Annotated in this window: 11 protein-coding genes; 8 read left to right on the top strand and 3 right to left on the bottom strand. The window is 34.6% G+C overall.

Annotated elements, in window-relative coordinates; all coding sequences use genetic code 11:
- Positions 1-531: 531 nt before the first annotated feature.
- The 4 genes from gmd to RHAB15C_RS06880 are packed head-to-tail and all read left to right on the top strand — an operon-like array spanning position 532 to position 5,132.
- Positions 532-1,569: a GDP-mannose 4,6-dehydratase gene (gene gmd, locus RHAB15C_RS06895; RefSeq protein WP_194844621.1), complete on the top strand. Its 1,038-nt coding sequence runs from the start codon at positions 532-534 to the stop codon at positions 1,567-1,569.
- 23 nt (positions 1,570-1,592) lie between these two features.
- On the top strand, positions 1,593-2,663 hold the full coding sequence (locus tag RHAB15C_RS06890) for a glycosyltransferase family 4 protein (RefSeq protein ID WP_220716043.1): 1,071 nt from the start codon (positions 1,593-1,595) through the stop codon (positions 2,661-2,663).
- Positions 2,660-3,772 carry a glycosyltransferase gene (locus RHAB15C_RS06885; RefSeq protein WP_194844623.1) on the top strand — a complete coding sequence of 371 codons (1,113 nt, stop codon included), beginning with the start codon at positions 2,660-2,662 and terminating at the stop codon, positions 3,770-3,772. The genes RHAB15C_RS06890 and RHAB15C_RS06885 overlap by 4 nt, the downstream gene beginning before the upstream one ends.
- Positions 3,744-5,132 carry a mannose-1-phosphate guanylyltransferase/mannose-6-phosphate isomerase gene (locus RHAB15C_RS06880; protein ID WP_194844624.1) on the top strand — a complete coding sequence of 463 codons (1,389 nt, stop codon included), beginning with the start codon at positions 3,744-3,746 and terminating at the stop codon, positions 5,130-5,132. The genes RHAB15C_RS06885 and RHAB15C_RS06880 overlap by 29 nt, the downstream gene beginning before the upstream one ends.
- An 85-nt stretch (positions 5,133-5,217) precedes the next feature.
- On the opposite strand, the gene topA is transcribed toward RHAB15C_RS06880, so the two are convergent.
- Positions 5,218-7,773: a type I DNA topoisomerase gene (topA, locus tag RHAB15C_RS06875; RefSeq protein ID WP_194844625.1), complete on the bottom strand. Its 2,556-nt coding sequence runs from the start codon at positions 7,771-7,773 to the stop codon at positions 5,218-5,220.
- 553 nt (positions 7,774-8,326) lie between these two features.
- Between topA and RHAB15C_RS06870 the strand changes: the two genes are divergently transcribed.
- The 3 genes from RHAB15C_RS06870 (at position 8,327) to RHAB15C_RS06860 (ending at position 11,016) form a co-directional block, all read left to right on the top strand.
- Positions 8,327-9,076, top strand: coding sequence for a hypothetical protein (locus RHAB15C_RS06870; protein ID WP_194844626.1), 750 nt, complete (start codon positions 8,327-8,329; stop codon positions 9,074-9,076).
- A gap of 99 nt (positions 9,077-9,175) precedes the next feature.
- The gene (locus RHAB15C_RS06865; RefSeq protein WP_194844627.1) at positions 9,176-10,234 is read left to right on the top strand and encodes a glycosyltransferase family 32 protein; all 1,059 of its coding nucleotides are present in this window, start codon (positions 9,176-9,178) and stop codon (positions 10,232-10,234) included.
- Positions 10,235-10,251: 17 nt separating this feature from the next.
- Complete coding sequence (locus RHAB15C_RS06860; protein ID WP_194844628.1) at positions 10,252-11,016, top strand: hypothetical protein; 765 nt, start codon at positions 10,252-10,254, stop codon at positions 11,014-11,016.
- Here RHAB15C_RS06860 and RHAB15C_RS06855 read toward each other — a convergent pair.
- Both RHAB15C_RS06855 and RHAB15C_RS06850 read right to left on the bottom strand, forming a co-directional pair.
- Positions 11,013-13,124, bottom strand: coding sequence for an ATP-dependent helicase (locus tag RHAB15C_RS06855; RefSeq protein WP_194844648.1), 2,112 nt, complete (start codon positions 13,122-13,124; stop codon positions 11,013-11,015). The genes RHAB15C_RS06860 and RHAB15C_RS06855 overlap by 4 nt on opposite strands.
- A gap of 128 nt (positions 13,125-13,252) precedes the next feature.
- Entirely contained in the window at positions 13,253-13,993 is a 741-nt protein-coding gene (locus tag RHAB15C_RS06850; protein ID WP_194844629.1) for a hypothetical protein, read from the bottom strand.
- A gap of 220 nt (positions 13,994-14,213) precedes the next feature.
- On the opposite strand from RHAB15C_RS06850, the gene RHAB15C_RS06845 reads away from it, so the two are divergent.
- Positions 14,214-15,437, top strand: a complete 1,224-nt coding sequence (locus RHAB15C_RS06845; RefSeq protein ID WP_194844630.1) for an exo-beta-N-acetylmuramidase NamZ family protein — start codon at positions 14,214-14,216, stop codon at positions 15,435-15,437.
- Positions 15,438-15,469 lie beyond the last annotated feature (32 nt).

Genomic DNA, 15,469 nt, shown 5'->3' with positions numbered 1-15,469 from the left:
GCCTATAACTGGGTGCGCCCGATACATCTTTCTTTAACAGAGGTAGTTTAGTCAATTATTTTAATGGGAATCTGTTTAAGTTTTCAATGGCCAAACTCTCTGTATTCTAATGGCTTGATGGGCTTGCAAAAACAATTGCTCGTAAATTCTGTGCAAATATTTTTTACCTTTATTAAATCAATAGGAGTCATCATCATACTTGTTTTTGTTGCTCCTTCTTTATATGCTTTTTTTACTTGGCAGTTAAGTATTGTTATTCTACATACACTATTTTTTTCTTTTTGTTTAACCTCAGTTTTTAGAGATTGGATAAGAAAAAAATCTTCCTCAGAATTTTTTCTAAAATAGAAAAATACTCTGTGCAGATCTTTTTAATTTATCATATTTACTATGCTAATGCTCGAAATATCTAAAGAAGAGTTTTGCAATCTTTAAAGTAGAAAGAAGAACAGATTGTGGATCTCTAAAGCTTTATATATAATTGTTAATATGTAAAAATGATTCTAGTATTTTATTGAAGAGGAAAAGCTTATGAAAACAGCGCTTATTACAGGAATAACAGGACAAGATGGATCTTATTTAGCAGAGCTTTTGCTAGAAAAAGATTATGAAGTGCATGGAATGGTGCGAAGATCTTCTTCTTATAATCTACAAAGAATTTCTCATTTGGATAAAGATCTGCATTTACATGAAGGAGATCTTACCGATTCAGGTAATGTGGAAAGCATAATTCAATCCATTTTACCAGATGAAATCTATAATCTAGCAGCTATGAGTCATGTTGGCACCTCTTTTAAAATGCCTATATATACAGCAGATGTAGACGCTCTAGGAACAATACGGTTACTCGAAGCAACACGTAAAATCTGTCCAAAATCGAGATTTTATCAAGCTTCCACTTCAGAATTATTTGGCAAAGTACAAGAAACACCACAAACAGAAAAAACCCCTTTTTATCCTAGATCTCCTTATGGAATAGCAAAGCTATATGCTTATTGGGCTGTTGTTAATTACAGAGAAGCTTGGGATTTATTTGCGTGTAATGGCATTTTATTCAATCATGAAAGCCCGCGTCGAGGAGAAAATTTTGTATCTCGTAAAATTACATTAGCAGTAGCTAAAATTATGCATAATCAACAAGAAAAACTACAACTTGGCAATTTAGATGCAAAAAGGGATTGGGGCTATGCTAAAGATTTTGTAGAAGGTATGTGGCGCATGTTGCAACAAGATGTTCCTGAAGATTTTGTGTTGGCTACAGGAGAGATGACAAGTGTTAGAAATTTTGTAGAGTTAGCTTTTCAAGAAGTAGGTGTTACTATTGAATGGATAGGACAAGGAATAGAAGAAAAAGGAATTGATTGTCGAACAGGAAGAGTATTAATAGAAGTTAATTCCCAGTTTTTTCGCCCTTCAGAAGTAGAACTACTCATAGGGGATTCTACTAAAGCTGTACAAAAAATGGGATGGAAGTCTCATACTGGTTTAAAAGATCTTGTTAGTCTCATGATTAATAGTGATATAAAACTAGTGCAGAAAAGCGCTAAAGAAACCGAGGTCTACTTTTGAAGAAGGTTTGCGTGGATGCAAGAATGCTTGTTCATTCTGGTATTGGTACTTATTTAAAAAATATATTGAATCATTTAAAAAAGGCTCCTATACACTGGTATGTTTTAATTCATCCTTATCAAAAGAGCTCTTATTTTGATGGGATGGAAGTAATTCCCATTTCTACACCTATCTATTCACCAATAGAACAAATAGACTTTGCTAGAAAAATTCCCTCTTGTGATCTATTTTGGTCTCCTCATTTTAATGTTCCTATTTTCCCTATTTCCTCTAAGAAAAGATTAACTACCATTCATGATTTATTTCATTTAGCCTACCCTAAATCATTCAATCGATTGGAGCGTTTTTATGCAGGGTTTTTGATCAAACAGGCAGCTTATCGGTCTGATCAAATCATTACAGATTCTCATTTTTCAAAAAGCGAATTGTGTAAATACATCAACGTTATAGCAGATAAAATAGAGGTGATTCCTCTGGCGGTTGATTTAGATAGATTCTCACCGAAAAAGGAGAGTCATCAAATGCTAGAGAAGTTTAACATTAATAAAAAATTTTTGCTATATGTAGGGAATCTTAAAGCTCACAAAAATATACGAGCCTTGCTTTTAGCCTTTGATTTGTTAGATAAACAAGGGGTTTCTGAAATAGATCTTGTTTGTATTGGCAATTCTAAAGGAATGAAACATCTTGATGATTTATGTTTTAAAGAAACCCTGCTGCATTTAAAGCATCGAGTGCATTTTTTAGGAAATGTTTCAGATGAGGAGCTTGTCGGTTTTTATAGAACAGCTGAGTTAATGATATTTCCTTCTTTATATGAAGGTTTCGGCCTTCCTCCTTTAGAAGCAATGGCTTGCGGTTGCCCTACAATCTGTTCTTATGCTGCATCTCTGCCAGAGGTTTGTAAAACAGCAACACTTTACTGTAATCCCTATAATTATCGACACATAGCACAGCTTATTGAAAAAGTAATGGTAAATGCTGATTTAAAACAGCAACTAATTAATAAAGGATTAAAGCTTGTAAGAGCCCTAAGCTGGGAAATATCTGCACAAAAACATTTGGAAAAGATTGATCAGTTAATTGAAATATGACAACAGCTATTGTTTATGACTGGCTAGTGGAATCAGCGGGTGGAGAAAAAGCTCTAGAGGCTATTTATGAGCTTTACCCCTCTCCTATCTACACTCTTGTTCATAATAAAAAGACATTTAAATCTACCTTTTTAACAAAAAAGATCTATACTTCTTTTATACAGAAAATGCCTTTTGGATCTAGCTGCTATCGTTACTATCTCCCTTTTTTCCCTTTAGCAATTGAGCAGTTTGATGTAAGGGATTATCATGTGGTGATTTCTCTTTCGCATGCGGTAGCAAAAGGGGTATTGACTCACCCAGACCAGTTGCATTTATGTTATTGCTTTACTCCTATGCGTTATGCCTGGGATTTAATGCATTGTTATTTAGAAAGAGCAGGAATATGGCAAAGAGGGTTTGCCCGATTTACTCTTCATTATTTACGCAATTGGGATATTGCATCACTCAACAGAGTTGATCATTTTATAGCGATTTCTCATTATATTGCTCGCCGTATTCGTAAACTTTATGGCAGGGAATCATCTGTGATTTATCCTCCGGTTGATGTTGAACGTTTTTGTATACAAGATAAAAAAGAAGGATATTTCATTACGGTTTCTCGTTTAGTGGCTTATAAAAGAGTGGACTTGATAGTAAAGGCTTTTTCTTATCTGCCTCAACATAAGCTTCTTGTAATTGGTAACGGCCCTGAAATGAAAAAAATTAAACAATTAGCTACTAAAAATGTAGAAATCTTAGGCCATCAATCCGATGAGATCATACGTTCTTATGTAGCTAAAGCAAAAGGGTTCATTTTTGCTGCTGAAGAGGATTTTGGTATTTGTGTTTTAGAAGCACAAGCAGCAGGGGTCCCTATTATCGCCTTTGGAAAAGGAGCAGTATTAGAAACCGTTATAGAAAATCAAACAGGAATTTTTTTTGAAAAACAACAAGTGGCTAGTTTATTGCAAGCCATTGCTTGTTTTGAAAAAAAAGAGTTTGATCCAAATAAAATTTATCAACATGCGCAAAAATTTAGCAGAAAGAGATTTCATGAAGAATTTCGCTCTCTTGTTGATAAAAAAACCGAGGAAAAATATGAAAGCCATCATTTTAGCAGGCGGTAGTGGAACAAGGTTGTGGCCCTATTCCCGTAGAGAGATGCCTAAGCAATTTTTGCATTTTGGAGAAAAACGTTCTTTATTACAGAAAACCATTGAGAGGTTTATTCCTATTATTGATCCAAAAGATATTTTGATTATAACCAGTCAAAATTATTTTCATTTGGTAAAAACACAAGTAATGGAAATTTCTCTGCAGTTAGAAAATCAGATTTTAATAGAACCCGAACAAAAAAACACAGCGCCTGCTATTGCGCTTGCTATTTGTTATCTAACTTCTTTTTTAAAAATTTCTCCTCAAGAGTGTGTTTTGATTTGCTCTTCAGACCATCTGATTTCCCCTCAAGAGATATTCTTCCATGCTTTAGTCGAAGCAGAAAAAATTGCACAAAAAGAAAAGAATGTGATTTTTGGTGTGCGTCCTAATAAACCAGAAACAGGCTATGGTTATATTAAATTAGGCATGCAAGAACAAGAAAATATCTATCATGTGGATAAGTTTGTAGAAAAACCTGATCTTGCCCTAGCTCAGAAATATTTGCTTTCAGGTCAATATTTATGGAACTCTGGCATTTTTCTATTTCAAATTAAATATTTTATTGAAGAGCTTCAAAAGTATTGCCCAGAAATTGGCATGAGAATCTCAGAAGATTTCAAAGAGTTTACGACTAGTTTTTCCGAGTTGCCAAATCTTTCTATTGATTATGCTTTAATGGAGAAATCCACTAATACGAAAGTTGTTCGTTTAGACCTTAATTGGTCAGATGTAGGATCTTGGGATAGTGTGTATGACTTTCTAGAAAAAGATCAGCATAATAATGCAAAAATGGGAAATGTTTTAGATATAGATACAAAAAATTGTTTAATCATGGGGAACAAACGTTTGATTTCTACCATTGGACTAGAAGATGTAATCGTTGTAGAAACTGCAGATGCATTGCTAATTGGCAAGAAAGGAGAATCTCAAAGAGTAAAAGCTTTAGTAGAAGAATTGCAAAAGCAAGAGGCTAAGGAATCTTATTTACATCCTACATCGCATCGTCCTTGGGGCCATTTTACCGTATTAGAAGAGGCAGAGCGGTACAAGTTAAAAAGAATCGTAGTTGAGCCTAAACAGCGGCTTAGTTTGCAAATGCATTATCATCGTAGCGAACATTGGATAGTGATAAAAGGAACAGCTAAGGTTACAATTGATCAGCAAGAAACTATTCTATCTGAAAACGAAAGCATTTTTGTTCCTAAAAGAGCGATTCATCGCCTAGAAAATCCTGGTAAAGTGTTACTAGAATTGATAGAGGTTCAAGTAGGTGAGTATGTGGGAGAGGATGATATTGTTCGCTTAGAAGATGTCTATCAAAGAGCGTGAGCACATTTGTATATGGTTTAATCAGGAGATTTCTCGTAGCTATATTTGGACTCATAGAGCATTTTATCAGCTATTTAGTTAAAAACTATTGCAAATGCGGAGTCAAAAGACCCGCTAGTTTGAGCATATCAATAGGTTCTTTTGAGCCAAAGACTTTAGCTAATTTGGCATCTGGAATAATCAAGCGTTTATTTTTTTTATCTTGGCAGTTATGTTTTTTGATATACTCCCACATTTTTTTTACTACTTCCGGGCGAGATAGTTTTTCTTCTTTAACAATGACTTGCAGTTCAGAAGATAAGGTATATAAATGTGCATTTTTTGCAGGTTTTTTTACGGATTTTTTATCTGTTTTTTTTACTTTAGAAGAGCCTTTTTTCCCTTTTTTTGATTTTTTAGAAACATAGGGAGTTTTGGGGTGATCTACATACTTTTCAGTCAGTTGGTCCAGATTATTGATGATTACATCGCAATCTGGATAGTTGGAACAGGAAAAAAAAGATTTGCCAAAGCGAGAACGACGCTGCACCATTTTCCCATCACACCCTAAAGCAGGACATGTAGGGAGATCTTGTGCTGGAATTTCATCTTTTTTAGGTATATTTACAATCCCTTTGCATTCTGGGTATCGAGAACAGCCTAGAAAAGTACCAAATCGACCATAGCGAATTTTCATGGCACTTTCACATTTAGGACAAAGTTGATCCCAGTTAAAGTTAGGGTCGTAGTCTTCTTTATTGAAATTTAGGGCTTCTAAAGGGGTAGTAAAGTCACAAGTAGGATAATTAGAACAACCATAAAAGTATTTATTACGAGCCCAGATTTTCTCTAATTTATGACCGCAATTGGGACAATTAATATCTGTAGTGACTCGTGGAACAAAGGCTTCTTTTTCAGCAGCTGCTACAAAAGGAATAAATCTTTCCCAAAAATCATGAAGTAATACTTTCCAGTCTTTATGATTATAGGCAATTTCCTCCAATTCATCCTCCATTGCAGAAGTAAAGCCTACATCCATGATCATTTTAAAATTTTCTTCTAACATGTGCGCAATGACTCTTCCTAGCTCTGTTGGTTTAAGAGAGCCTTTTTCTTTAACTGTATAGTCCCTACTTTGGATTTTATTCATGATGGTTGCATATGTAGAAGGGCGACCAATTCCTGATTTTTCTAATTCTTTAACAAGAGAGGCTTCTGTAAAGCGAGGAGGAGGACGAGTAAAGGCTTGCTGAACATCCACATCAAGGAGAAGTAAGGGCTGGCCTTCAACTAAAGAAGGAAGCATTTTTTCATCTTCTTTTTTCTCTTCTTTTTCAGAGACATCTTTTTTTTCTTCATAGACGACTAAGAAGCCAGAAAATTTGAGAATAGAGCCTGTAGCGCGCAACAGCATTTTTTGATTGGTTATGATATCGCAGGAAACTGTATCATAGATGGCTGGATTCATTTGAGATGCTAAAAACCGACGCCAAATCAGTAGATATAGCTTATATTGATCAGTCGTTAGATAGCTTTTAATTTCCTCCGGGCTATATTGTAAACTAGTAGGTCTTATAGCTTCGTGAGCGTCTTGGGCATTTTTTTTACTGGAGTACTGTTTTCCTTGAGTGGGAAGAAATTCTTTACCATATACTTTTGTAATATACTCGCGGGCTGAATCAATTTCTTCTGGAGCAATACGGACAGAATCAGTACGCATATAAGTGATTAATCCTTCAGCTCCTGTGTTACCAAGGTCAATTCCTTCATACAGGCCTTGCGCAATATTCATAGTGCGCGATGCCGAAAATCCAAAATGTCGGCTTGCTTCTTGTTGTAAAGTAGAGGTAATAAAAGGAGGTACGGGATTGCGTTTTTTTTCTTTTCTTTCAACAGATTGCACTTTATAAGAGGAATTTTGTAACTGAGTTACAATCTTATGAGCTGCTTCTTCATTGTTAATAAGGATACAATCTTTACCGGGTACCGCTTCTTTTTCTACTTTTTTTCCATCGATTGCATAAAGACAAGCATAAATCGGTGTGCTATTTTTATCTGTTTGCAAAATGGATTGAATATTCCAATATTCAACAGGAATAAAAACTTCAATTTCTTTTTCTCTGTCAACGACTAACTTTAGCGCAACTGATTGAACACGACCTGCAGAAAGCCCTCCATCTCGTGCGCCTTGTACTCGTCGCATGAGAATAGGTGAAATCTTGTATCCTACAATTCGATCGAGCAATCTACGTGCTTGTTGCGCATCTACAAGGCCTTGATCGATTTGACGAGGGTGCTTTAATGCCTCTGATACGGCTTCTTTAGTGATCGCATTAAAAGTGACTCTTTTACATTTAATCCCTTTAGGGAGAATGGAAGCAATATGCCATGCAATGGCTTCTCCTTCTCTATCAGGATCTGGAGATAAGTAAACAATACTCACCTGTTTTGCTGCTTTTTTTAAGCGATCAATTACATCCTTTTTATCGGGCATAATAGTGTATTGTGGCTCAAAGTTTTTCTCGACATCAATTCCAAAACCTTTCTGAGGCAAATCGCGTATATGTCCTAATGAGGATTCGAATAAGTAATTTGATCCTAAGAGCTTTCTTAATGTTTTAATTTTAGCCGGAGATTCTACAATAATTAATGCTTTTGTCATTATAACCTATGTATATCTATTTTAAACCAGCAGTACAACAAGACTGTTTTAAAAGACAAGTCACAAAATGGATTAAAAATGGGCAGCTTAAGTGCTATGCTTGTCAAAATCAAGATAAATTTCTCCTGAGATGTTTTAAAATTCTACTATTATGGAGTTGAAAATATATACAACTTTTTTTTTGATATATGGATTTTTACAGAGGATCATCCAAATATCAAGTTCTAGAAAATATAAATTATAAGAAAAGAGGATAACAGTGGGATAAGATTGCTTTAGCTTTTTAGATATTTTTATTGCTCTCGAATTAAGTGGAACATGTTTGTAAGTATATTTAATCATCTATTGATATTCTATTTTTTTTGCAATAAATTGTTTTTATATTGTCTTATTATTATATATCAAAAAATAAATTTAATTAAAAATTATTAATTAATTTTGAATATTGAAGTATACAAGAAACACCTTTGAATTATATTAAAATACTCTTCTTTTAAATTTAAACTTCTACAATTCCTAAAACAAACATTTTTATAATAAGGAAATAGTTACTATGTCGCCTATTCATTCTTTCATGCCAACATCAAATCTAATAATAGAGAGATCTCAAATTACACTGAAGTTAGCTTCAAAAGATATAGAAAAGGTAGTTTTTCAAGAGATGAAAAAGAGTTTTCAATTCGGCAAAGTTCATGAGCTTGTATTTATATTTAGTGTGACATCCAAAGTTCGTATATATGAAAACTTAAAAAATCCTTATAAGAAATCAGATATAGTGGAAAATGGCTTACAGCATTCACTAAATTTATCCTCAAAAAATGTAAAAAATGCATTTTTTGAGTATATAACAAGACATCGAAGTAAGAATGGGGCTACTTTTGTTACATGTACATTTACTCTTTTGTCTACAGATCCTATATATGCAGAATTAGAAGATAATTCTCCAAAAGAGAATAAAGAGTCCAAAAAAAATGATCCACCTCCTATTCCTTGGGCAACGCATCCTTCTAGGAGGGCTATTTCTAATCCTCTTTATGGGATGATTCCTCAACTAATAACTAGAGAAGTTCCTCAACTAACTAAGGAAAAAAGTCTATGGAAAAGAATCAGAGGGTTTTTAAAAAAATATTTTGTAATAAAACCTTTAAATATTCCTATTTCAGAAATAGATAATATCAAAAAAAGAAATCTCTCAAAAGATTCTGGATATGAGTCTATAAGAAGCACCTGTTCAGATTCAGATTCTGGGTATGAAATACCTCGTCGAGTTGAGCCTGCTATTTACCTAGAAGTACTCCCTTAAAAAAAATAGAAGAATAAAGCTAATTTTTTCTATAAGTCTTGACGGCAAACAGAGAGGATTATTACTCTTGAAGTAAAATTCTTTTTTAAGGGAAAACTTATGGCTAAGTGCCTTTTTATTTTTATGATGACGCTTTTCTTGTGTTCTTCGTGTAGCTCAAAAAAAAGTATTGTTGTAATAGATGATTTTGAAAGTTTAAGTGGTAGGCATACCCCTTCTTGGAAGTATATTAAAACTAAAGAAGATTTTGAATATTTACATCTTTTTTCTCATATATATGAGCAACGTAGACCTTTATTAAAAGATCCTGGTATTTCTTATCGTATTCCTAAGACTATTCATTTTATTTGGCTCGGTCCAAAGCCATTTCCATTGGCTTCAGTGGAAAATGTACGTATGTGGATAGCAAAACATCCAGATTGGGAGATAAATTTTTGGACAGATCGTAATAGACCATCTCCTTGTCCTGGAATGAAACAACGTTTAATAAACAGTCTCTCTTTTACGCAACTTCGCGACTATTTTGTTATTTCCGATAACTATGGAGAGCAATCTGATCTATTGCGTTATGAGATTTTATTTCAAGAAGGAGGAATTTATGTAGATCACGATGTAAAATGTTTTAAAGAATTTGATCTGCTAAATCGAACTTATGATTTTTATTGCGGTATCGATATGCCGTATAAAAGCAGTCTGCCTTCTTGTATTTGCACTACGAATAATTTAATAGGAGCAAAACCAAATCATCCTATCTTAAAGCAGTGTATGGATTTATTGTCTAGCAGCTGGGATACGATTCAAGAGGAATACCAAGGAAACGATCGAGATACTACTCTAAATCGTGTTTTGCATCGCACCTTTTGGTTATTTGGAGAGGCTGTAAAGAATAAAAATAATCAAGGAGAAAATCAAGATATTGTTTTTCCAGCTTATTATTTTGATGCACCAAGAGATGAGTTAGCAATCTTTGCTCGACATCAATATGCAGGAAGTTGGCATGAAACAGAATCTGTATTTGAAAAAATGGTTCGTAAAAGACTAGTTGTCATTTGCAAAAAGTTGAATCAAATGTACCTTTGTTTTGCAGCTTTAGGAACGTTAAATATTATAGGATTTATAGGACTTTTTCTTTTTATGCGTAGGTCGTTAAGAATGTGATTAATGATGAAAAGTTGATGGAATACCATTTTCATGGTTTTATCCCCGGTCCTCAAGAGGAAGTCTCTATTTTTCTTAAGAGAGCGGAATTAGCTAAGCGCCAGAAAAATTCTCATCAAGCGTTAGCTTTTGTGCAGTCTTTATTTGATGTTTATCCAAACTGGGTAAGAATTGAACTAACAGACCAGTTACAGATTTGGGAAGCTGCTGCCACGTATATAGAAGAAAACCAGGATATTTTTACTCCTGTTGTGCAGATAAAAAAAAAGGGTATTCCTTTTTGGTGTGCTCAAGAAGAGATTCTAGCGCATGAACTTGTTCATGCTACGCGAATTGCTTTTAAGGAGAATTTTTTTGAAGAGGTATTAGCATATAAAACCTCTCGTAACTGGCTTAGGCGTTATTTTGGTCCTATTTTTTTTCATCCAAAAGAAGTTGTTCTATTTCTATTTTTATTAGTAGGGATTTGGTGTTATCAATTAGGTTGTTTATTTTTTTTTGATAATTTACCTGGTTTAACTTTATGGATTCCTTGTATTCTAACAGGGATGTTGATGATAAGAGTTGTTATTATACAAACCATTTTCTCTTTATGTCTTAAAAAAATTCGTAGACTTCTAAAGCAGCCCGATAAAGCGCTTAGCTTTGCTTTAAGGCTTAGCGATAAGGAGATCATCGCTTTTGCTTTTAAATCTCTGGATAAAATGCGAAAATATATAGGGAAAATACAGAAAAAAAGCTTACGTTGGCATATGTTAGCTCTAACATGCCCAATTTATTAATCAGCTGGAAGTAATTTTGCATATTTTGCAACTAAAGAGCGTAGTGTTTTAGATTGAGGAAAGAATACATCATATGTCATACCAAGGGATGTATTATATTGTTTTTGGATAATTCCTAAACCAAAGCTCTTATGAAATACTCTGTCTCCTTCCTGAAAATGTTTTTGTTCTGCTTGCTGATAAGTATAAGTTTCTATGGGTTTTTTGGAAGGTATTTGAATGAATGTAGAGGGAATCTCGCTCAAGAAACGACTAGGTCTCATTATTTTAGCTGTTCCCCAAAGATGACGTTGACGAGCTGCTGTCAAAAATAGAAGATCTTTAGCGCGTGTCATTCCTACATAGCATAACCTACGCTCTTCTTCTAAAGCATCAGAGTGACCAATAGCATTTATATGAGGGAGTAATTCTTCTTCTAATCCCACTATAAATACGCAGGAGAATTCAAGACCTTTACCATTATGTAAGGTCATAAGGCGAATGTGATCGTTCTTTTCTGGTTTTTCTGAAGTAGATTTAAGAGTTAATTCTTCTAAGAACTGAGTTAAAGAAGCGTCTTTGTTTTCTTCTTCCCACTCTGTTGCTTTGGTAATCAACTCTTCTATATTTCCTCTTCGATCTTGATAGCTATCTGGGTCTTCACGCAGGTAATCAAGGTAGCGGGACTGATAAATAATTTGCTCAATAAGCAAAGAGATTTTTGTCTTTTGCAGAGCATTTTTTTGCAGTGAGAGAATAAGATCGGTGTACTCTTTTAATCCTTGCAGTTGTTTGCTAGAGAGTTTACATGGGATTTGACTATTAAGAATCCCTTGAGCACATGTTAAAATATCCATTTTATATTTTTCTACCACTTCACGTAATTTTTGAAGAGTTGTATCTCCTAACCCTCGTTTTGGTAGATTAATTGTACGTGAAAAAGCGATAAAATCTGTGCTAGCTAAAGCCATACGCAACCAAGCTAATAGATCTTTGATTTCTTTTCGTTGGTAGAAGGAGAGTCCTCCAACGATTACATAAGGAATATTTTCTTTTAGTAGATAGTCTTCAAATAGACGAGACTGAGAGTGGGTACGAAAGAAAATAGCGCACTCATTTAAATGCATTTTTTGATCTATGTGTAGTTTATGAATCTGTGAAATGACAAAACGAGCTTCTTCATATTCAGTATCAGCAAGATATAAGGTAATTTTTTCTCCTTCTGTTCTCTTGCTCCATAAGTTTTTAGGATATCTGCCTTCGTTATGTTGGATCAAAGAATTTGCTGCTTTTAAAATGAGAGAATGACTGCGGTAGTTTTCTTCTAAAGCAATGACTTTAGCTCCTGAGAAGTCTTTTTCAAAATTTAGGATATTGTGTACATTAGCGCCTCTCCAAGAATAAATGGATTGATCAGGGTCTCCAACTGCAAAAACGTTATTATGAAGAGCAGCTAGTAGGCGAATTAACATGTATTGTGCCATATTAGTATCTTGATATTCATCAATTAAAATGAAGGACCAACGTTTTTGATATGTATCTAAAGCTTGGCTATTAGATTTAAGTAAACCCACGGTTAAATACAGCAGATCATCGAAGTCAAGAGCATTATATTCTTTGAGCTTTTGTTGATACATTCCATATACTTGACAAAGAGGGCTTTCATCAAAAGAGATGTTTTCTGGTTGGGTCAATGCATTTTTTGCTTGAGAAATCTGTATTTTTAATGTTTTAAGAGTTGTTTTGTCTTCTTTCAACCCAAGTGCTTTTAAGCATTCTCTAATTACCTTCTCGCCATCTTCTTCATCATAAATGGTAAAATCACTGCGGTAATTTAAGAGAGTGATCGATTCGCGCAAAATCCGTGCGCATAGGCTATGAAAGGTACAAGAGAGGATGGTTTCTTGGGTTAGATGAAAAATCCTTTGGCGCATTTCATCAGCTGCTTTATTAGTAAAGGTTACAGCTAAGATTTCAGAGGAAGGAACTCCTATTTTAAGCAAATAGGCAATGCGATAGGTCACTACTCTAGTTTTACCAGAGCCAGCTCCCGCTAATATAAGTAAGGGTCCTTCAATATGAGTTGTTGCACTACGTTGCTGAGAATTGAGTTGTTCTAGAAAGTCCATACCACCGAAGCTTAAATTTTTGAATCGATGATAAGAAATTACTGCTTTTAAACCCAAGTAATCTGATAAATTCTTGGGTTTAAAGGCAAATTAAAACATGTTTTAGAAAGGATAACTGACATCTTGGCTTACATGTCTCTTGGTGCATTTCTATCGCGAGAGTTCATCATATTGTTTCTGCTATCTCTGTAACTACCATTATCCATCATCATTGTGTTGTCTTCACAGCACTTTGGTTTTCTTTTGCAGCATGTTTTTGGCTTACAGCATTTTGGTTTTTCACATTGCATCAATCTTTTGGGTTCACAGCATCCATCTGTAGTACAAGCTGGTTCTCTTGTGGGTGTGCAGCATCCATCTGTAGTGCAAGCTGGTTGCCTTGTAGGCTCACAAGGCTTGCAGCAGGGTTTAGGACATTTAGGCTTACAGCACTTAGGTTTAGGACAGCACTTAGGCTTTGGGCAGCACTTAGGTTTAGGACAGCACTTAGGCTTTGGGCAGCACTTAGGTTTAGGACAGCACTTAGGCTTTGGGCAGCATACAGGCTTAGAAGCAGGAGCGCAACAGCCATCTCCGTTCATCCCGTTGTTTAATTCATCATCTGCTTTTTTTCTTCCCCAACGTCTACTATTATTATCGTATCTATCATCTTTATTATAGACATCGTCTCTCTGCATCATGTCTGCTTGCAGTTGTTTCGCATTACGCGCTCCAACGAGATCACTTGTGTCAGCAAACTCCTTAGAACTATCTTGCGATATATACCCTTCTTTTTCAAACCTATCGTTCTGAGCAGGAGAGTGATCTCTAGCCATACTAAATGTTGTTTGTAGCAAAGCCAATCCAATGGCTAATAAATACTTCTTCATTTTTTCCCCCTTTAATCCACATGGGTAATGGTGTTTCTCTATTTCTGGACATTAATAAAAAAATATTTTTTTTAAAACATTTTTTATTGTTTTAGAGATTTATCTAAATTATCTATATAAGATCTCTTTAGTAGGGATCTCTTTTTAAAGCTCACATATACAGTATTTTAAAAATAAATAATGGATGATATTTTAGTGTCTGTGATAAAAAGAAACTAATATGTTTAATTTCACGTTTTTTTTCTTAGCAATTTGGGGTTTTTGTCTTTCTGTAACAGGATTGGAGTTAAAACTAGGAGTGGATTGCTTATTTGAAACGAGCAATATTGTTAAATTACGAGGTAAAAAACTAGGACTTATTACCAATCAAACAGGAGTTGATAGCAACCTTTCTTCTACTATCGAGTTATTTTTAAACCATGATACTCAACTCATTGCTTTATTTGCACCAGAGCATGGTTTATATGGTTTAGAGCAAGCAGGCGTTAAAGTGGAGCAGAAAAATATTCATGGTTTGCCCGTATATAGCTTATATGGGGCTACTAGGCGAGTTACTTCGAACATGTTGCAAGGGATTGATTTACTGATTTTTGATATACAGGATATCGGATGCCGATCTTATACTTATCTTACGACTCTTTGTTATATCTTAGAAGAGGCAGCCAAACATAAAATCTCAGTGATGGTTCTAGATCGTCCTAACCCTATGGGCGGCTTAATTGTAGATGGGCCCATGTTAGAGGATAAATGGCGTTCTTACATCGGATATATCAATGTTCCTTATTGTCATGGAATGACGATCGGAGAATTGGCTTGCTATTTTAATCAAGAGTATCACATTGGATGTGATTTGGAAGTAATCCGTATGAAAGGGTGGCAGAGATCAATGGCTTTTAAAGATACGAAGCTATGTTGGATTCCTACAAGTCCTAATATTCCTGAGGCAGAGACCCCTTTATTTTATGCTTCCACTGGAATTTTAGGAGAGTTAGGAATCGCAAATATCGGCATAGGAAGCACTCTTCCTTTTAAAGTTGTAGGAGCTCCTTGGATCAATGCAAAGCAGCTTTCTAAAAAGCTAAATGCGCAGAAATTACCCGGGATTATTTTTCATCCCTGTTATTATCGCCCTCTTACAGGGCTTTATCAATCAGAGAATTGCCAAGGGGTTTTATTATTTATTCTCGATCATAAGGTTTATAAACCACTTAGTGTACAATATATGATCATAGGTCTTTTAAAAAGCCTTTATCGAGAACAATTTACAAATAGGCTCAAACAGTTAGGAACAGAAAGAAAGAAAAGTTTTTGTAAAGCTAATGGAAACGAGTACATGCTTAAGATATTAAATAACGAAGAATATGTCGCTTGGAAGCTAATTGGTTATCAATTCGAAGATCGTCAAAAGTTTTTAACAAAACGTAGTGCTTATTTGCTGTATTAGTTAGCACTTACAGCTTTAATTTGCTAAAAAAA

Source organism: Candidatus Rhabdochlamydia porcellionis (assembly GCF_015356815.2).
Taxonomy (GTDB): Bacteria; Chlamydiota; Chlamydiia; order Chlamydiales; family Rhabdochlamydiaceae; genus Rhabdochlamydia; species Rhabdochlamydia porcellionis.
The sequence above is the reverse complement of the archived record's forward strand: the minus strand, read 5'-3'. Positions and strand labels throughout refer to the sequence as shown.

Excerpts from the sequence above, each read along its gene's own strand:
- gmd (WP_194844621.1), top strand. The coding sequence starts at position 532 with ATGAAAACAGCGCTTATTACAGGAATAACAGGACAAGATGGATCTTAT.
- RHAB15C_RS06845 (WP_194844630.1), top strand. The coding sequence starts at position 14,214 with ATGTTTAATTTCACGTTTTTTTTCTTAGCAATTTGGGGTTTTTGTCTT.
- RHAB15C_RS06890 (WP_220716043.1), top strand. The coding sequence starts at position 1,593 with ATGCTTGTTCATTCTGGTATTGGTACTTATTTAAAAAATATATTGAAT.
- RHAB15C_RS06860 (WP_194844628.1), top strand. The coding sequence starts at position 10,252 with ATGGAATACCATTTTCATGGTTTTATCCCCGGTCCTCAAGAGGAAGTC.
- RHAB15C_RS06855 (WP_194844648.1), bottom strand. The coding sequence starts at position 13,124 with ATGGACTTTCTAGAACAACTCAATTCTCAGCAACGTAGTGCAACAACT.
- RHAB15C_RS06880 (WP_194844624.1), top strand. The coding sequence starts at position 3,744 with ATGAAAGCCATCATTTTAGCAGGCGGTAGTGGAACAAGGTTGTGGCCC.
- RHAB15C_RS06870 (WP_194844626.1), top strand. The coding sequence starts at position 8,327 with ATGTCGCCTATTCATTCTTTCATGCCAACATCAAATCTAATAATAGAG.
- RHAB15C_RS06885 (WP_194844623.1), top strand. The coding sequence starts at position 2,660 with ATGACAACAGCTATTGTTTATGACTGGCTAGTGGAATCAGCGGGTGGA.
- topA (WP_194844625.1), bottom strand. The coding sequence starts at position 7,773 with ATGACAAAAGCATTAATTATTGTAGAATCTCCGGCTAAAATTAAAACA.
- RHAB15C_RS06865 (WP_194844627.1), top strand. The coding sequence starts at position 9,176 with ATGGCTAAGTGCCTTTTTATTTTTATGATGACGCTTTTCTTGTGTTCT.
- RHAB15C_RS06850 (WP_194844629.1), bottom strand. The coding sequence starts at position 13,993 with ATGAAGAAGTATTTATTAGCCATTGGATTGGCTTTGCTACAAACAACA.